Raw genomic sequence first — 17,368 nt, forward strand, 5'->3', positions numbered from 1 at the left:
CAGCACCTGAAGCTGGCGTGTCTACCAATTTCACCATCTGGGCAGCATCTTCAACGTTGCCGTTGTCGATGGCGCGCACTATACGGATGACCCTTTGACCTGTAAAGCGTTGTGATTAAAAATATTGCAAATATTTCGCGAACGGTTTGTCTACGGCATTAAAGCGCGTCAGAACGGGCTAATACGGCACTGTATGAACCCGAAATTTCCCGTTTCAATACGCGTATGCCAAACTAACCCGCATATAGACAAGGTGAAAACTATCTAATGGCCGATTGGCAGACCCTCGATCCCGAGGCCGCACGTGAAGCGGAAAAATACGAAAACCCTATCCCTAGCCGCGAGCTGATCCTTCAGCACCTGGCCGAACGTGGCTCGCCTGCTGCTCGCGAGCAGTTAGTCGAAGAGTTTGGTCTGACGACAGAAGATCAAATTGAGGCTCTGCGTCGTCGCTTGCGTGCGATGGAGCGCGATGCTCAATTAATTTATACCCGCCGTGGCACGTATGCGCCGGTGGACAAACTCGACCTGATTCTCGGCCGCATCAGTGGTCACCGCGATGGCTTCGGCTTCCTGATCCCGGATGACGGCAGTGACGACCTGTTCATGAGCCCGTCGCAAATGCGTCTGGTATTCGATGGCGACCGTGCGCTGGCCCGTGTGTCGGGTCTGGACCGTCGTGGTCGTCGTGAAGGTGTGATTGTTGAAGTGGTCTCACGTGCTCACGAAACCATCGTGGGTCGCTACTTCGAAGAAGGCGGCATTGGCTTTGTAGTGGCCGATAACCCGAAAATCCAGCAGGAAGTGCTGGTAACGCCGGGCCGCAATGCGGGCGCGAAGGTTGGGCAGTTCGTCGAAGTGAAGATCACTCACTGGCCGACGCCGCGCTTCCAGCCGCAGGGTGATGTGCTTGAAGTGGTGGGCAACTATATGGCGCCCGGCATGGAAATCGACATCGCGCTGCGCACCTATGACATTCCTCACGTCTGGCCTGAGGCTGTGCTTAAAGAAGCAAGCCGTCTGAAACCGGAAGTTGAAGAGAAAGACAAAGAGAAACGCATCGACCTGCGTCATCTGCCGTTTGTGACCATCGACGGCGAAGATGCGCGCGACTTCGATGACGCGGTGTTCTGCGAAGCCAAGGCTGGCAAGTTGCGTCTGTTCTCGGGCGGCTGGAAGTTGTACGTGGCGATTGCCGACGTTTCCAGCTATGTGAAAATTGGTTCGGCGCTGGACGCAGAAGCTCAGGTGCGCGGTAACTCGGTGTACTTCCCTGAGCGCGTGATCCCGATGCTGCCAGAGCAGTTGTCCAACGGCTTGTGCTCCCTGAACCCGAAAGTCGACCGTTTGGCCATGGTGTGTGAGATGACTATCTCCAAAACCGGCGAAATGACCGACTACAAGTTCTATGAGGCGGTGATTCACTCTCAGGCGCGTCTGACCTACAACAAGGTCAGCACCATCCTTGAGCAGCCGAAAACCAGCGAAGCCAAGCAGCTGCGTAGCGAATACGCTGATGTGGTCCCGCACCTCAAACAGCTGTACTCGCTGTACAAAGTGTTGCTGGCTGCTCGTCATACCCGTGGCGCGATTGATTTTGAAACCCAGGAAACCCGAATCATCTTCGGTTCCGAGCGAAAAATCGCTGAAATTCGCCCAACCACTCGTAATGACGCACACAAGCTGATCGAAGAATGCATGCTGGCAGCCAACGTGGCCACCGCGGAATTCCTCAAGAAGCACGAAATTCCTGCGTTGTACCGTGTGCACGATGGTCCGCCACCTGAGCGTCTGGAAAAACTCCGCGCGTTCCTCGGTGAGTTGGGTCTGACCCTGCATAAAGGCAAGGATGGTCCGTCGCCGAAGGACTATCAGGCGTTGCTTGAAACCATCAAGGACCGCCCGGATTTCCACCTGATTCAGACCGTGATGCTGCGCTCGTTGAGCCAGGCGGTGTATAGCGCTGATAACCAAGGCCACTTTGGCCTGAACTACGAAGCCTATACCCACTTCACGTCGCCGATTCGTCGCTACCCAGACTTGCTCACTCATCGGGCGATTCGCAGTGTCATCCATTCCAAGCAGGATACCCCGCACGTTCTGCGTGCTGGTGCGATGACCATTCCCAAAGCGCGTATTTACCCGTACGACGAAGCGATCTTGGAGCAACTCGGCGAGCAGTGTTCGATGAGCGAGCGCCGTGCCGATGAAGCCACGCGAGACGTGACTAACTGGCTTAAATGCGAGTTCATGAAGGACCGCGTTGGCGAGACCTTCCCGGGTGTCGTTACAGCCGTGACCGGCTTTGGCCTGTTTGTTGAGCTGACAGACATCTATGTCGAAGGTCTGGTCCACGTGACCGCCTTGCCGGGCGATTACTACCACTTCGATCCTGTGCATCACCGCTTGGCGGGCGAGCGCACCGGTCGTAGCTTCCGCTTGGGCGATACCGTCGAAGTGCGTGTTATGCGTGTCGATCTCGACGAACGTAAAATCGACTTCGAAATGGCTGAGAAAACACTCAGTGCGCCGATTGGTCGCAAGAATCGTACGGGTGACGCACCTGCCGGTAAAAGCGCGGGCAAAAATGTCGGCAAGTCCGGTACTAAAGCTACCGAGCCGCCAGTCGAGACGGCTAAACCAGCACGTCGCAGTGCGCCGGCCAAGACGGCAAAAAAAACTACTGACGATGCTTACCGTTCAAGCGATGCCGCGGCTAAAAATGCCGAGTTGCGCAAAAGTCGTGAATTGAAAAAGGCGCTTCTGGCCGATGCGAAAAGCGGCGGTCGGACATCGGAGCCGGGAAAGTCGGGGAGGGCAGCACCCGCTAAAGACGCGGGCAAGCCTTCCAAACCAAGTAAACACCGTAAAGGCCCGCCAAAATCGGGCACCGCTCCAGCCGCCAAAAGCGGCGGGGCGCGCAAACCTAAGGCCAAACCATGAGTCAGTTGGAAAAAATCTACGGCATTCACGCTGTAGAAGCGTTGCTTCGTCATCACCCGAAACGCGTCAAGCAAGTGTGGTTGGCTGAAAGCCGCAACGACCCTCGGGTTCAGACCTTGGTCGCGCTGGCAGCTGAAAATCGGGTCGATGTCGGCCAAGCTGAGCGTCGCGAAATGGACGTTTGGGTAGAAGGCGTGCATCAGGGTGTCGTGGCTGAAGTCAGTCCGAGCCAGGTGTGGGGCGAGGCCATGCTTAACGAATTACTGGATCGCACTGAAGGCGCTCCGCTGATTCTGGTGTTGGACGGCGTGACCGATCCACACAACTTGGGTGCTTGCCTGCGCACTGCCGATGCGGCCGGTGCCCTGGCTGTTATCGTGCCTAAAGATAAGTCTGCAACGCTGACGCCGACTGTACGAAAAGTAGCCTGCGGCGCAGCGGAAGTGATTCCGTTGGTGGCAGTGACTAACCTTGCCGCCACCCTGAAAAAGCTTCAGCAGCGCGGCCTGTGGATCGTTGGCACCGCAGGTGAAGCCGAGCAGGAGCTGTACGAGCAAGACCTGACGGGCCCGACCATTCTGATCATGGGTGCCGAAGGCAAAGGCATGCGTCGCCTGACGCGTGAGCATTGCGACTATTTGGTGCGTCTGCCAATGGCAGGCAGCGTCAGCAGCCTGAACGTCTCGGTAGCGACTGGCGTATGCCTGTTCGAAGCCCTGCGTCAGAGGGGCTTGAAAGCAGCCGCTACGCGCAAGCGATAAGCCTCAAGCGGCAAGCCTAAGGCGGCTTTGCATTGGGTTTGCCGCTTGCAGCTCGTCACTTGCCGCTACGACTTGCAGCTTACAGCTTGCAGCTTGACCTCTGCTTCTCTACTATTGCGCCCCTTGCCGTCATGGCGGGCGCATATGTGCCTCTCTAGGCAAGACACACAAGTGTCATTCACTCCTTGTCTGACCGCTTTTTAGTTAGCGGCAGGCTACAACCCGTAAGGAGCATTCATGCGTCATTACGAAATCATCTTTTTGGTCCACCCGGATCAAAGCGAACAAGTCGGCGGCATGGTAGAGCGTTACACCAAGCTGATCGAAGAAGACGGCGGCAAAATCCACCGTCTGGAAGATTGGGGCCGTCGTCAACTGGCCTACGCAATCAACAATGTTCACAAGGCTCACTACGTGATGCTGAACGTTGAATGCACTGGCAAAGCCCTGGCTGAGCTGGAAGACAACTTCCGTTACAACGATGCTGTGATCCGTAACCTGGTCATCCGTCGCGACGAAGCCGTAACTGGCCAGTCCGAGATGCTCAAGGCTGAAGAGAACCGCAGTGAGCGCCGTGAGCGTCGTGACCGTCCTGAGCATTCTGACAGCGCCGATGGCGATGACAGCGATAACAGCGACGCCAGCGATAACGCTGACGAGTAATCCACGGACCTTTTGAGGAGCCAATTACATGGCACGTTTCTTCCGTCGTCGTAAATTCTGCCGCTTCACTGCAGAAGAAGTGAAAGAGATCGATTACAAAGATCTCAACACTCTGAAAGCTTACGTATCCGAGACCGGCAAAATTGTTCCAAGCCGTATCACCGGTACTAAAGCTCGTTATCAGCGTCAGCTGGCCACCGCTATCAAGCGCGCCCGCTTCCTGGCCCTGCTGGCCTACACCGACAGCCACGGCCGCTGAGACCGGGCAGTCGACAAGTAGTAAAGGATTGAATGCATGCGCGCCCTAGCTGAGTTCATCATGCGAGGCCGTGTGCAGGCCGCGTTAATCGTGGCCGGATGTGCGGCATTGCCGTTTTTGTTCTGGTTGAGTGCTGCTGCGGGGTGCCTTGTGCTCCTGCGGCGCGGTCCGAGAGATGCCTTAAGCATCCTCTCATGGGCTTTACTGCCGGCCTTGGCCTGGTGGTATATGGGCGAACCACGCACCTTGATGGTGCTGCTGGGAACCCTGGGATTGGCGATGCTGTTACGCGCCGGTCGGCCTTGGAATCGCGTGCTGCTGGTCAGCGTAGCGTTGGGTGTGGTGTATGGCGTGATCCTGGGTACGGTTTTCCGCGAACCCATTGATGCGATGGCGCTGGGGTTGGAAAAACTCCTGCCGCAGATCCTCAATGGTCTCTACGACAAGTTATCTGACGTAGAGCGAGCGCGCCTTGGAGCACTGATTGCACCCGTCCTCACCGGTTTGATTGCAGCTTTGATGCAGGTCGTCAGCGTGCTTAGCCTGATACTTGGGCGTTATTGGCAAGCGCTGTTGTACAACTCGGGCGGTTTTGCCAGCGAATTTCGCAGCATCCGCCTACCGCTAGGTCCAGCGTTACTGTTGCTGGCGTGCATGCTTGTAGGGCCGAACTTCGGTCCACAAATGGCCATGCTCACGCCGTTGTGCAGCGTAGCGTTGTTCTTCGCCGGGCTGGCCCTGATACACGGGCTGGTGGCGCAAAAGCGACTGGGCAAGTTTTGGCTGGTGGGGTTGTACGTCACGCTGTTGCTGTTTATGCAGCTGATCTATCCGTTGCTCGTGGTCTTGGCCATTGTCGACAGCCTGATTGATTTTCGCGGACGTCTGGCGCCGAAAGACGCTGATAAAGGCTCTGCGGACGGTGAAGGTTAAAAGTTAAGAGGATTTTCACATGCAACTGATCCTTCTGGAAAAAGTCGCGAACCTGGGCAACCTGGGCGACAAAGTAAATGTTAAGGCCGGTTACGGTCGTAACTACCTGCTGCCGTACGGCAAAGCTACCGCTGCAACCGCTGCCAACCTGGCTGCGTTTGAAGAGCGTCGTGCTGAGCTGGAACAAGCAGCAGCTGACAAGAAAGCTTCGGCTGAAACACGCGCTGCCCAACTGGCTGAGCTGGAAGTGACTATCACTGCCACCGCTGGTGACGAAGGCAAGCTGTTCGGTTCGATCGGCACCCACGACATCGCTGATGCACTGACCGCCTCTGGCGTTGAAGTTGCAAAAAGCGAAGTTCGTCTGCCGAACGGCACTATCCGCAACGTTGGCGAATTCGACGTGGCTGTGCACCTGCACGCCGAAGTTGAAGCAACCGTACGCGTTGTTGTGGTAGCTGCTTAAGCAGTCTTAACTGACTGGCACCTTGTGTGCTGGACGGTTAACATCGGGCACGATCCTGTTTACAGGTCGTGCCCTTTGTTTTTCTGCAGTACCCGATTTTCAAATTCCTGCTTTTCCAGAACAACCAAGTGGCCATGAACGATATCTCCGCTCCTGAGCAATACGACCTGCAAACCGCTGCCCTGAAGGTGCCGCCGCATTCCATCGAGGCCGAACAGGCCGTGCTCGGTGGCTTGATGCTGGACAACAACGCCTGGGAACGCGTGTTGGATCAGGTATCGGACGGCGATTTCTATCGACATGACCACCGCCTGATTTTCCGCGCCATCGCCAAACTGGCAGACCAGAACTCCCCAATCGACGTCGTGACCCTTGCCGAGCAATTGGACAAGGAAGGTCAGACCTCACAAGTCGGTGGTCTGGGCTACCTCGGCGAACTGGCCAAAAACACCCCGTCGGTCGCCAACATCAAAGCGTATGCGCAGATCGTGCGCCAACGGGCGACCTTGCGACAGCTTATCGGCATCAGCACCGAGATCGCCGACAGCGCGTTCAACCCTGAAGGGCGCAGCGCTGAAGAGATTCTCGACGAAGCTGAGCGGCAGATCTTTGCGATTGCCGAGGCCCGGCCAAAAACCGGCGGCCCGGTTAGTGTCAACGACCTGTTGACCAAAGCCATCGACCGCATCGACACCTTGTTCAACACCGACAACGCCATCACTGGCCTGTCCACCGGCTACACCGACCTCGATGGCATGACCAGCGGCTTGCAGCCTGCGGACTTGATCATCGTTGCCGGTCGTCCATCGATGGGTAAAACCACCTTTGCGATGAACCTGGTTGAAAACGCCGTGTTGCGCAGTGAAAAAGCGGTACTGGTTTACTCGCTCGAGATGCCAGGTGAATCGCTGATCATGCGTATGTTGTCCTCGCTTGGTCGCATCGACCAGACCAAGGTCCGTGCCGGTCGCCTCGAAGATGACGATTGGCCACGCCTGACCTCGGCGGTCAACCTGCTCAACGACCGCAAGCTGTTCATTGATGACACCGCGGGCATCAGCCCTTCGGAAATGCGCGCGCGTACCCGCCGTCTGGTGCGTGAACACGGCGACATTGGTCTGATCATGATCGACTACCTGCAACTTATGCAGATCCCGGGCTCGGGCGGTGATAACCGTACCAACGAGATTTCCGAGATCTCACGTTCCTTGAAAGCCCTGGCCAAGGAATTCAATTGCCCGGTGGTGGCGCTCTCGCAGCTCAACCGCTCCCTTGAACAACGCCCCAACAAGCGCCCGATCAACTCCGACTTGCGTGAATCCGGAGCCATCGAGCAGGACGCCGACGTCATCATGTTCGTGTACCGGGACGAGGTGTACCACCCCGAGACCGAACACAAAGGCATTGCCGAAATCATCATCGGCAAGCAGCGTAACGGTCCTATCGGTACAACACGCCTAGCGTTTATTGGCAAATACACGCGCTTCGAAAACCTGGCGCCGGGCAGTTACAACTTCGACGACGATTAATCGCCCGGTCTCCTTGCCTTTGTGGAGCGGGCTTGCTCGCGATTCAGGCGCCGCGGTACATCTGCCGAATCGCAGCGATAGCATCGCGAGCAAGCCCGTTCCCACAGGTGAGCCCCCAAATCCGACCATCGCCGTCGGAATTGGTTATTTTTTGTGCTATATTCCGCGGCCGCGAATTTCTTGCGAAATGACGCACCCCTCTTTTCTGCACTCAACACCGGTCACCGACATGCAAGCAGCCAAGCCTCTATTTGACTATCCGAAGTACTGGGCCGAGTGTTTCGGCCCTGCACCGTTCCTGCCGATGAGCAGGGAGGAGATGGATCAGCTTGGCTGGGATTCATGCGACATCATCATCGTGACCGGTGATGCATACGTCGATCATCCTTCGTTCGGCATGGCCATTATTGGTCGTTTGCTGGAGTCCCAGGGCTTTCGCGTGGGCATCATCGCCCAGCCTGACTGGCAGTCCAAAGACGACTTCATGAAGCTGGGCGAACCGAACCTGTTCTTCGGCGTTGCTGCCGGCAACATGGATTCGATGATCAACCGCTACACCGCCGACAAGAAAATCCGTTCAGATGACGCCTACACCCCCGGTGGCATGGCTGGCAAACGTCCGGACCGCGCAAGCCTGGTCTACAGCCAACGCTGTAAAGAAGCTTACAAACATGTGCCGATCGTACTCGGCGGCATTGAAGCCTCCTTGCGCCGCATCGCGCATTACGATTACTGGCAAGATCGCGTCCGCAACTCGATCCTGATCGACGCCTGCGCCGACATTTTGTTGTACGGCAACGCCGAGCGCGCGATTGTTGAAGTCGCTCAGCGTCTGTCTTACGGTCACAAGATCGAAGATATTACCGATGTTCGCGGCACCGCGTTCATCCGTCGCGATACACCCAAAGACTGGTACGAAGTCGACTCCACGCGCATCGACCGTCCGGGCAAGATCGATAAGATCATCAACCCGTACGTGAACACCCAAGACACTCAGGCGTGTGCCATCGAGCAAGAAAAAGGCCCGGTTGAAGACCCGAACGAAGCCAAAGTTGTGCAAATTTTGGCCAGTCCGCGCATGACCCGTGACAAGACGGTTATTCGTCTGCCATCGGTTGAAAAAGTGCGTAACGACTCGGTTCTGTATGCCCACGCCAACCGCGTGCTTCACCTTGAAACCAACCCAGGTAACGCCCGTGCGTTGGTGCAGAAGCATGGCGAAGTGGACGTGTGGTTTAACCCTCCTCCGATTCCAATGACCACCGAAGAGATGGACTACGTGTTTGGCATGCCTTACGCACGTATTCCACATCCTGCGTACGGCAAGGAAAAAATTCCGGCCTACGACATGATCCGTTTCTCGGTGAATATCATGCGTGGCTGCTTTGGTGGCTGCACCTTCTGCTCGATCACTGAGCACGAAGGCCGGATCATTCAGAACCGTTCTGAAGAGTCGATCATTCGCGAAATCGAAGAGATCCGCGACAAAGTGCCAGGTTTTACCGGCGTCATTTCCGACCTCGGCGGCCCGACCGCGAACATGTACCGCATCGCCTGCAAAACCCCGGAAATCGAATCCGCATGCCGCAAGCCATCGTGCGTGTTCCCTGGTATTTGCCCGAACCTGAACACTGACCACTCGTCGCTGATTCAGCTGTACCGCAGCGCCCGTGCCTTGCCGGGTGTGAAAAAAATCCTGATCGCCTCCGGCCTGCGTTATGACCTCGCGGTCGAGTCGCCGGAATACGTAAAAGAGTTGGTGACCCACCACGTGGGTGGTTACTTGAAGATCGCCCCGGAACACACCGAGGAAGGTCCGCTCAACCAGATGATGAAGCCGGGCATTGGCAGCTATGACAAGTTCAAGCGCATGTTCGAGAAGTACACCAAGGAAGCAGGCAAAGAGCAGTACCTGATCCCGTACTTCATTGCCGCGCACCCAGGCACCAAAGACGAAGACATGATGAACCTTGCGCTGTGGCTCAAGGGCAATGGCTTCCGTGCGGACCAGGTACAGGCGTTCTACCCGTCGCCGATGGCCACTGCCACCGCGATGTACCATTCTGGCAAAAACCCGCTGCGCAAGGTCTCGTACAAGAGCGACTCGGTGGTGATCGTTAAGAGCGAAGAGCAGCGCCGCCTGCACAAAGCGTTCTTGCGCTACCACGACCCCAAAGGTTGGCCGATGCTGCGTGAAGCACTGACCCGTATGGGCCGCACAGACTTGATCGGTTCGGGCAAAGACCAACTGATTCCGCTGCATCAACCTGCGACCGACAGCTACCAGAGTGCGCGTCGTAAAAACTCGACACCAGCTGGCAGCCATAAGGTTGCGGGTGAGAAAACCACCAAAATCCTGACCCAGCACACCGGCCTGCCGCCGCGTGCCAGCGATGGCGGCAACCCGTGGGACAAGCGCGAGCAGGCCAAGGCCGCTGCGTTTGCCCGTAATAAACAGGCTGCCAAAGAGCGTCAAGAAGCCGCCAAAGGCGGTAAAGGCAAAAAGCCAACCCGCAAACCGGTAGTACCGCGCTAAGTCCACTTTGTAGCCGCAGCCTTCGTCAGCGGCTACAAAGCGATTTGCTCAACCAACGCCAGCCTTCGGGCTGGCGTTGTGCATTCTGGCCCACTGAGAAGCCGCCCACGCGCACGCAGGTTATTTCGTGTCTGCTTGTAGGGGATGGTTATTTAAAGCGTCTGAGGGCGTTACAAGGGGGTTAGGACTGCTGCGAGGATCAACAGCGTGGCTGCTGATCCTGATCACAGATCCTGTGGGCCGGGTTGTGGATAACCGGGCCGAGGGCGTTACGCTTTTGGTGCTGGTTCTTCTGTGGCGCCGGTGTCGTCTTCGGCGACTTCATGTTCTTCGTCGACTTCCAGATCCTGTTCTACGGTGCCGCCTTCAGCTGCTGCTTTCTTGCGCGCGAGCTTTTCCTCTTTCTTCTGCTCTTTAGCCAAGTCTCTTTGACGCTTAGCGAAGTTATAGTTTGGTTTGGCCATGGGCGATCCTCTGGGGGGTCGAAGGTGAGGTTAAGCGGCGCGTATTCTGCCCTGTATTAGTGCTTAGCCGTTAGCTGGGTTTTTGCAAGGTGGCTGTTTGTGTTGAGAAGTCGACTCTACACCGGTCAAAAAGAGCCATGTGGATTAAATCTCCGAAAGCAAAAGAATGGCCTAAGGTTATTGGCCCTGTGCTCGTTTGCCTGATAGAAGGTCATAACAAAAGCGTCATAACGTGACGTGGATCATTGGCGCTGCGACTGTTTTCATGCATCCTGTATACAAATAATGGATTTTTTGTACCCTACCTTGGAGAAAACCCATGTTTGCCAAAGTTGTTGCGGTATCCCTTTTGACTCTGGCCAGTGGCCAACTGCTTGCTGCTGAGTGCAAGGTCACTGTCGATTCGACTGACCAAATGTCGTTCGACACCAAAGCTATCGAAATCGACAAGTCCTGCAAAACATTCACCGTAGAACTGAAGCACTCTGGCAGCCTGCCCAAAAACGTGATGGGCCATAACTGGGTACTGAGCAAAGAAGCTGACATGCAGCCGATTGCCACTGATGGCCTTAGCGCTGGCATCGACAAAAGCTACCTCAAAGATGGCGACACGCGCATCATTGCGCACACCAAGGTCATTGGCGCTGGTGAGACTGACTCTGTGACCTTTGATGTCTCCAAGCTTAAAGCGGATGAGAAATATGGCTTCTTCTGCTCGTTCCCGGGCCATATCTCGATGATGAAAGGCACTGTCACCCTTAAATAAAAACCTGACGTGCTGACTGAGCAGCCCTGACGAGCTTACGCCGTCAGGGCTGTTTACGTTCAGGGTCAGGCTTTTGAGTCGGTCATCTTGAAAATCCCCTGGGCGTTGCTGCTGTCGAAATTCAGATCAATTCGCCCGCTGTCCGGGTCGACCTTGCGCTGAATAAACTCCACGAAAGAACCCGGCACCTGATGTGCGTGGCTTTGGCCCTGGGCATCCACCATCTCGCGGGTGACCGTGCAGGCGCGATAAGCGGTTTGCATGACCCGCTCCGAGGCTGAAACCTCAATGCTGTCTTTCATCGGCCGTTGCAGATCGCGCTGTTGGGCGACGCACGCTTCCAGATCCTGCACGCGGTCTGTCAGGTGATTGAAGCTGTTGCCTTCGGTGGCAATCCACGCCATTTCAGCGCTTTCATGGAGTAGGCACTGATAGTCCGCCTCGTGCACCACGCCATGCTGGCGGCCAAACGCACGATGCAACACCGGCAACAGGCGGCGGGCTTCGTCCAGGCTGCAATGGCGGGTGCGGCTCAGGCGATTGAGCAGACTCAGGTGTTCGGCTTGTAGCGGGTCGAGGCTGGAGTTGACCACGCGACTGACGGCGTGCTGAAACACCTCGCTAAAACGCCCCGGATGCAATTCCGAGACAAAGAACTGCGCGATGTCTTCTGGCAGATCCATCTGGCGATAGCCCCAACCCGTCATATTCAGCTTGGTCAGCGGATAGGTTCGTACATCGGTAAAGCCCAGCGGCTCCAGCAAACGTGAAAATGCCAGACGTCCACGCGGTAGTTCGCCGTTGTCAGGCCAATCCACAGTGCGAATCGCGCCGTGGTCAAACACCACCTTGCGCCCTTGCCGGGCTTGTTCTTCGACATAGCGTCGGCCGTCAGGTACGGCATTCACGAGCGTATGAAATAGACAGAGGTTCAGCGCTTGCGCGAGCCACACTCGGTGCAGCGCCTGTTCGCTCCAGTTAAAACGCTGTAACGATTGTGGCACCTCGACATGCTCGCGCAACCAATGAGCCGTTGGCTGATCGAGTGCAGACTCGACCAGAGAGAACAAACCATCAAAAGAAGACATGGGGGCAGGGCTCTGACGATGAAATAGACCTCTATCAAAGCCTTTGAAGGGAGGGGCGACAAGCGAAAAAAAATGCGGGGTTCATTCCGTTTTTTCTGGCTGCAGACTTGTTTGAATCAAAAGCCCCTCACCCTAGCCCTCTCCCGGAGGGAGAGGGGACTGACCGCCGCGTATTCAAAAGCGCCGCCAAACAAGCTCCTTCTCCCTCCGGGAGAGGGTTGGGGTGAGGGCAAGGGGCGTTCGCGGTTTCAAGGTGCGAACGGCATCTCACGCTTGTGGTGGGTCTTTTCATACGTGCTGCGAATGATGTTGAACGCCTCTTCACTCACCGGCTCGCCATGCAAGAACGCATCAATCTCGGCATAGGTCACGCCGTGCGACGCTTCATCAGGTTTGCCCGGCGCCAAGTCTTCCAAGTCCGCAGTCGGGACTTTCTCGACCAGCGATTCCGGTGCACCCAAATGCCGCGCAATGGCTCGAACCTGATTCTTCACCAGTCCGCTGAGCGGTGCCAGATCGCAAGAGCCATCGCCGAATTTGGTGAAAAAGCCCATCACCGCTTCTGCCGCGTGGTCGGTACCGATCACCAGCCCGCCTGTTGCGCCCGCGATGGTGTACTGCGCCACCATGCGCATGCGTGCCTTGGTGTTGCCCAATACGAAATCTACCGTTGCAGGTGGCTTGCCTTCAAACGCCGTGACCTCGCCAGCCAGTGCTTTGACTGCCGGGCCGATGTTTACGGTTTGGCGCTCATCTGGCTTGATGAAGTCGACCGCCGCCGTGGCATCGACTTCGTCGTGCTGCACACCGTATGGCAGGCGCACAGCGATAAAGCGGTACGCCTGATCGCCGGTTTGCTCGCGCAACTGCTCAACGGCACGCTGAGCCATCAGCCCTGCGGTCAACGAGTCGACGCCGCCGCTGATACCCAGTACCAGAGTCTTGAGCCTGGCGTTGTGCAGGCAGCACTGAATAAAGGTAATGCGCCGTGCAACCTCGGCTTCAAGGGCGTCGGTGTCTTTGAACGGCGGTTGGACCTTGAGCTCTTCAGCAATCTGACGCTGTACGGCCTGCATGATTCACTCCTTGGAGGATTGTTCAGGAATATGGAAAACGTGGCGCAAGTAGGCGGCGAAATTCGGGTCGGAGCAATGGGTCTTGCCCGGTTCATCCGAAATCTTGGCCACTGGCGAGCCATTACAGGCGGTCATTTTAAGCACGATGCTCATCGGCTCGACACCCGGAATGTCACAGGTCAGGTTAGTCCCGATGCCAAAGCTGACATTGATCCTGCCGCGCAACGCCCGGAAAATCTCCAGTGCACGGGGCAAGGTCAGGCTGTCGGAAAACACCAAGGTCTTGCTCATTGGATCAATGCCCAGGCGGTGGTAATGCGCGATGCATTTTTCGGCCCACACCACCGGGTCGCCCGAATCGTGGCGCAAGCCGTCAAACAGCTTGGCAAAGTACAGATCAAAATCAGCCAGAAAGGCATCTGTGGTGATGCAATCGGTCAGGGCAATACCCAGCAGGCCACGGTACTCACGCACCCAGCAATCGAGTGCAGCGCTTTGGCTGTCGATCAGCCGCGGGCCCAATTGCTGATGCGCCATGATCCATTCGTGGGCCATGGTCCCCAGCGGCTTCATGTCCAACTCGCGGGACAGGTTGACGTTGCTGGTACCGACAAAGCGGCCAGGAAAGTCATGTTTGAGCACCGTGACCACTTCTTCCTGCACGCGGTACGAGAACCGGCGACGCGTGCCGAAATCAGCCACTTGCAACTCGGACAGTTCGTCATCGTTGGCGTTGGCCTGTAGCCAGTCGAACTTGCGATACAACTGCTCGCGGGCCTGGGACAGCACGGTGCCCGCATAGCGCGAGCGATTGCGCACTTCACTGACGATCGACAGCATCGGCACTTCAAACAGAATCACATGCAGCCACGGCCCACGCAGACGGATAAACAACTCGCCGTTTTCGATCCCCGTGTGCACGTAGCGCATGTTGAAGCGAAACAGCCCCAGAAAGCGGATGAAGTCGGGCTTCATAAAGGTGATCCGCTCCAGAAACCCGAGCTGATCCGGCGTCATGCTCAATTCGGCCAGTCGTTCGATTTGGTGACGAATCTCGCTCAGGTACGGGCGTAAGTCCTCGCTGTTACGGCAGCGGAACTCCCATTCGACTTCAACGTTGGGGTAGTTGTGCAGCACCGCCTGCATCATGGTCAATTTGTAGAAGTCGGTGTCGAGCAGGTTCTGCACGATGCGATCGGCAAACACACTCTCGCTCATAACGGCAATCTCCATGCTGCGCGTGCCTTGATTGCCACGGCGTTCAGCTTTTTCAATGAATGACGCTAGTGGCTCATATCCGCAGGCTCTTTTGCCAGCGGTTTTTTCTCTAATCGGTAGTAGCGAGTTTATGCGTCTTCCATGTGTTCCATCATCCACGTCACAAACGCTTTTACCTTGGGCACACCGGCCGAATGCTCAGGGTAGGCCAGGTAATACGCGTCGCGACTTGGCAGCCTATGCTGCCAGGCAATGACCAACTTGCCGTCAGTCAATTCTTCTTCGACTAGAAACCGTGGGAGCAGCGCAACGCCGCAGCCGACCTGGGCTGCGCGAATACACATATAAAAGGTGTCAAAGCGCGGCCCGTGATAGCTGTGGTCGGTGTGATAGCCCTGACTCTCAAACCATTCATGCCACGCCTGCGGGCGCGAGGCGTTTTGCAGCAAGACCAGATCGGTCAGTTGCGTCGGGTCGGTGAATGGGTGGCTTGGCAAGCTTGAGGGCGCGCACACGGCCACCAACTCTTCGCCAAACAGCTTCACGCATTCGGTACCGGGTCGTGAGCCCTGGCCAAAATAAAACGCCAGATCGCTTCGCCCTTGCAGCAATTCGTCGGCTGGCTGCTCGTTGCACACATCCAGATGAATATGCGGATGGCGTAGTCGCCACCCCTTGAGGCGTGGCATCAGCCAGCGTGCGCCGAAGGTTGAAGGCGTTGACACGCGCAGCACCTCGGTTTCGCCGCCGTAAGAGCGCAGGGTGTGAGTCGACATTTCGACTTGGGTCAGGATTTTTCGGACTTCTACCAGGTACAAATCCCCGGCAGGCGTGAGCTGCAGGCGGCGACGTACGCGGCGAAACAGCAAATGCTGGAGCAGCTCTTCCAGCTGGGCGACTTGCTTGCTGACAGCGCTCTGGGTCAGGTTCAGTTCTTCGGCCGCGCGGGTGAAGCTCAGGTGCCGGGTCACAGCCTCAAAACACTGCAAGGCGGTGATCGATGGCAGATAGCGCTTGTTGAGCATACAGACCCCCAGGTTTTTGTTATTTGCCGACTTTACGCGCGCAGCATGAATTTTCGGAATGATATCTCGCTTAAAGGTCGTTTGTTACCACCGGGTGAGCCAGCTACAACTAAAGGCCTGAAAACCATTTTTAAGTTGAAGGAGTGCCCCATGGTTGCTGCATTACTGGATCGTCTTGGTGTGAACCCCGCGCTGTACCAACAGGGTAAACAGCCGGTACACACACCGATTGATGGCAGCCAGATAGGTGCCGTGCAGTGGGAAGGGGCCGCCGAGGCCGAGCAGCACGTGACCCGTGCCGAACATGCGTTCGAAGCCTGGCGCAAGGTGCCAGCACCGCGCCGTGGCGAACTGGTGCGTCAATTCGGTGACTTGCTGCGTGAGTACAAAGCCGATTTGGGCGAACTGGTGTCGTGGGAAGCGGGCAAGATCACTCAGGAAGGCCTGGGCGAAGTGCAGGAAATGATCGACATCTGCGATTTCGCCGTGGGTCTTTCGCGTCAACTTTATGGTTTGACCATTGCCTCGGAGCGTCCTGGGCACCACATGCGCGAAACCTGGCACCCGCTGGGCGTGGTCGGCGTGATCAGTGCGTTCAACTTCCCGGTTGCCGTGTGGGCGTGGAACACTACGCTGGCGCTGGTCTGCGGCAACGCAGTGATCTGGAAACCCTCCGAAAAGACCCCGCTCACCGCGCTGGCCTGTCAGGCGTTGTTTGAACGGGTGCTGCACACATTTACCGATGCGCCCAAGTACTTGGCTCAAGTGATTATTGGCGGCCGCGAGGCGGGCGAAGCCTTGGTGGATGACCCGCGTGTGGCGCTGATCAGTGCCACTGGCAGCACCCGTATGGGCCGCGAAGTGGCGCCAAAAATTGCCGCACGCTTTGCCCGCAGCATTCTTGAACTGGGCGGCAACAACGCGATGATCCTCGGCCCAAGCGCCGACTTGGACATGGCCGTGCGCGCCATCCTGTTCAGCGCTGTGGGTACGGCCGGCCAGCGTTGCACCAGCCTGCGTCGCTTGATCGCGCATGAGTCGGTCAAAGAAGAAATCGTCACCCGGCTCAAGGCCGCGTACTCCAAGGTACGCATTGGCCACCCGCTGGAAGGCAATCTGGTGGGTCCACTGATCGACAAACATAGCTTTGAAAACATGCAAGACGCTCTGGAACAAGCCTTGAGCGAAGGCGGGCGGGTGTTTGGTGGCGAGCGTCAATTGGCCAGCCAATACCCGAATGCGTACTACGTGGCCCCGGCGATTGTCGAAATGCCGGAACAGAGCGACGTGGTGTGCCACGAAACCTTTGCCCCGATCCTGTATGTGGTTGGCTACACCGACTTTGCCGAAGCGCTGCGCCTCAACAACGCCGTGCCGCAAGGGTTGTCGTCGTGCATCTTCACCACCGACGTGCGCGAGGCCGAACAATTCATGTCGGCGGTCGGCAGTGACTGCGGCATCGCCAACGTCAACATCGGGCCGAGCGGGGCTGAAATTGGCGGGGCGTTTGGCGGCGAAAAAGAGACCGGCGGTGGACGCGAGTCGGGTTCCGATGCGTGGCGCGGCTACATGCGGCGCCAGACCAACACCGTGAACTACTCGCTGGAACTGCCGCTGGCGCAGGGTATTAGTTTTGAGTAG

At 57.0% G+C, this 17,368-nt stretch carries 15 protein-coding genes; 10 read left to right on the forward strand and 5 right to left on the reverse strand.

What is annotated here, in order from left to right; translation table 11 throughout:
• Positions 1-267 precede the first annotated feature (267 nt).
• The 8 genes from rnr (at position 268) to B347_RS0103480 (ending at position 10,090) form a co-directional block, all read left to right on the forward strand.
• Positions 268-2,943 carry a ribonuclease R gene (gene rnr / locus B347_RS0103445; RefSeq protein WP_019408313.1) on the forward strand — a complete coding sequence of 892 codons (2,676 nt, stop codon included), beginning with the start codon at positions 268-270 and terminating at the stop codon, positions 2,941-2,943.
• A complete protein-coding gene (rlmB, locus tag B347_RS0103450; protein ID WP_019408314.1) occupies positions 2,940-3,704 on the forward strand; it encodes a 23S rRNA (guanosine(2251)-2'-O)-methyltransferase RlmB in 765 nt (254 codons plus the stop codon). The genes rnr and rlmB overlap by 4 nt, the downstream gene beginning before the upstream one ends.
• 237 nt (positions 3,705-3,941) lie before the next feature.
• Complete coding sequence (gene rpsF / locus B347_RS0103455; protein ID WP_003439045.1) at positions 3,942-4,367, forward strand: 30S ribosomal protein S6; 426 nt, start codon at positions 3,942-3,944, stop codon at positions 4,365-4,367.
• A 28-nt stretch (positions 4,368-4,395) separates the two neighbouring features.
• On the forward strand, positions 4,396-4,626 hold the full coding sequence (gene rpsR, locus B347_RS0103460; protein ID WP_003171373.1) for a 30S ribosomal protein S18: 231 nt from the start codon (positions 4,396-4,398) through the stop codon (positions 4,624-4,626).
• 36 nt (positions 4,627-4,662) lie between these two features.
• Positions 4,663-5,559: a hypothetical protein gene (locus B347_RS0103465; RefSeq protein WP_019408315.1), complete on the forward strand. Its 897-nt coding sequence runs from the start codon at positions 4,663-4,665 to the stop codon at positions 5,557-5,559.
• Between the two features lie 19 nt (positions 5,560-5,578).
• Positions 5,579-6,025 carry a 50S ribosomal protein L9 gene (gene rplI, locus B347_RS0103470; protein ID WP_003439047.1) on the forward strand — a complete coding sequence of 149 codons (447 nt, stop codon included), beginning with the start codon at positions 5,579-5,581 and terminating at the stop codon, positions 6,023-6,025.
• A gap of 134 nt (positions 6,026-6,159) precedes the next feature.
• Positions 6,160-7,554: a replicative DNA helicase gene (gene dnaB / locus B347_RS0103475; protein ID WP_016783319.1), complete on the forward strand. Its 1,395-nt coding sequence runs from the start codon at positions 6,160-6,162 to the stop codon at positions 7,552-7,554.
• 229 nt (positions 7,555-7,783) lie between these two features.
• Complete coding sequence (locus tag B347_RS0103480; protein WP_026013969.1) at positions 7,784-10,090, forward strand: YgiQ family radical SAM protein; 2,307 nt, start codon at positions 7,784-7,786, stop codon at positions 10,088-10,090.
• A 269-nt stretch (positions 10,091-10,359) separates the two neighbouring features.
• Here B347_RS0103480 and B347_RS0103485 read toward each other — a convergent pair whose 3' ends face one another.
• Positions 10,360-10,554 (reverse strand): hypothetical protein, encoded by a 195-nt coding sequence (locus tag B347_RS0103485; protein ID WP_019408318.1) that lies wholly within the window; start codon positions 10,552-10,554, stop codon positions 10,360-10,362.
• A gap of 319 nt (positions 10,555-10,873) precedes the next feature.
• Between B347_RS0103485 and azu the strand changes: the two genes are divergently transcribed.
• Positions 10,874-11,320, forward strand: a complete 447-nt coding sequence (azu, locus tag B347_RS0103490; RefSeq protein WP_019408319.1) for an azurin — start codon at positions 10,874-10,876, stop codon at positions 11,318-11,320.
• Positions 11,321-11,385: 65 nt separating this feature from the next.
• Here the strand turns inward: azu and B347_RS0103495 are convergent, their stop codons facing one another.
• From B347_RS0103495 to B347_RS0103510, 4 genes are all read right to left on the reverse strand, one after another.
• Complete coding sequence (locus tag B347_RS0103495; protein ID WP_019408320.1) at positions 11,386-12,408, reverse strand: DUF1338 domain-containing protein; 1,023 nt, start codon at positions 12,406-12,408, stop codon at positions 11,386-11,388.
• Positions 12,409-12,656: 248 nt separating this feature from the next.
• Complete coding sequence (gene nadE / locus B347_RS0103500) at positions 12,657-13,484, reverse strand: ammonia-dependent NAD(+) synthetase (RefSeq protein ID WP_019408321.1); 828 nt, start codon at positions 13,482-13,484, stop codon at positions 12,657-12,659.
• A 3-nt stretch (positions 13,485-13,487) separates the two neighbouring features.
• Positions 13,488-14,702 (reverse strand): nicotinate phosphoribosyltransferase, encoded by a 1,215-nt coding sequence (gene pncB, locus B347_RS0103505; RefSeq protein ID WP_019408322.1) that lies wholly within the window; start codon positions 14,700-14,702, stop codon positions 13,488-13,490.
• Between the two features lie 128 nt (positions 14,703-14,830).
• Positions 14,831-15,727 carry a LysR family transcriptional regulator gene (locus B347_RS0103510; protein WP_019408323.1) on the reverse strand — a complete coding sequence of 299 codons (897 nt, stop codon included), beginning with the start codon at positions 15,725-15,727 and terminating at the stop codon, positions 14,831-14,833.
• A 150-nt stretch (positions 15,728-15,877) separates the two neighbouring features.
• Here B347_RS0103510 and B347_RS0103515 point away from each other — a divergent pair, with 150 nt between their 5' ends.
• Positions 15,878-17,368 carry an aldehyde dehydrogenase family protein gene (locus B347_RS0103515; RefSeq protein ID WP_019408324.1) on the forward strand — a complete coding sequence of 497 codons (1,491 nt, stop codon included), beginning with the start codon at positions 15,878-15,880 and terminating at the stop codon, positions 17,366-17,368.

Source organism: Pseudomonas psychrophila HA-4 (assembly GCF_000282975.1).
GTDB lineage: Bacteria > Pseudomonadota > Gammaproteobacteria > Pseudomonadales > Pseudomonadaceae > Aquipseudomonas > Aquipseudomonas psychrophila_A.

Bases quoted from the DNA above. Each gene is read 5' to 3' on its own strand.
- rnr (WP_019408313.1), top strand. From the start codon at position 268: ATGGCCGATTGGCAGACCCTCGATCCCGAGGCCGCACGTGAAGCGGAA.
- rlmB (WP_019408314.1), top strand. From the start codon at position 2,940: ATGAGTCAGTTGGAAAAAATCTACGGCATTCACGCTGTAGAAGCGTTG.
- rpsF (WP_003439045.1), top strand. From the start codon at position 3,942: ATGCGTCATTACGAAATCATCTTTTTGGTCCACCCGGATCAAAGCGAA.
- rpsR (WP_003171373.1), top strand. From the start codon at position 4,396: ATGGCACGTTTCTTCCGTCGTCGTAAATTCTGCCGCTTCACTGCAGAA.
- B347_RS0103465 (WP_019408315.1), top strand. From the start codon at position 4,663: ATGCGCGCCCTAGCTGAGTTCATCATGCGAGGCCGTGTGCAGGCCGCG.
- rplI (WP_003439047.1), top strand. From the start codon at position 5,579: ATGCAACTGATCCTTCTGGAAAAAGTCGCGAACCTGGGCAACCTGGGC.
- dnaB (WP_016783319.1), top strand. From the start codon at position 6,160: ATGAACGATATCTCCGCTCCTGAGCAATACGACCTGCAAACCGCTGCC.
- B347_RS0103480 (WP_026013969.1), top strand. From the start codon at position 7,784: ATGCAAGCAGCCAAGCCTCTATTTGACTATCCGAAGTACTGGGCCGAG.
- B347_RS0103485 (WP_019408318.1), bottom strand. From the start codon at position 10,554: ATGGCCAAACCAAACTATAACTTCGCTAAGCGTCAAAGAGACTTGGCT.
- azu (WP_019408319.1), top strand. From the start codon at position 10,874: ATGTTTGCCAAAGTTGTTGCGGTATCCCTTTTGACTCTGGCCAGTGGC.
- B347_RS0103495 (WP_019408320.1), bottom strand. From the start codon at position 12,408: ATGTCTTCTTTTGATGGTTTGTTCTCTCTGGTCGAGTCTGCACTCGAT.
- nadE (WP_019408321.1), bottom strand. From the start codon at position 13,484: ATGCAGGCCGTACAGCGTCAGATTGCTGAAGAGCTCAAGGTCCAACCG.
- pncB (WP_019408322.1), bottom strand. From the start codon at position 14,702: ATGAGCGAGAGTGTGTTTGCCGATCGCATCGTGCAGAACCTGCTCGAC.
- B347_RS0103510 (WP_019408323.1), bottom strand. From the start codon at position 15,727: ATGCTCAACAAGCGCTATCTGCCATCGATCACCGCCTTGCAGTGTTTT.
- B347_RS0103515 (WP_019408324.1), top strand. From the start codon at position 15,878: ATGGTTGCTGCATTACTGGATCGTCTTGGTGTGAACCCCGCGCTGTAC.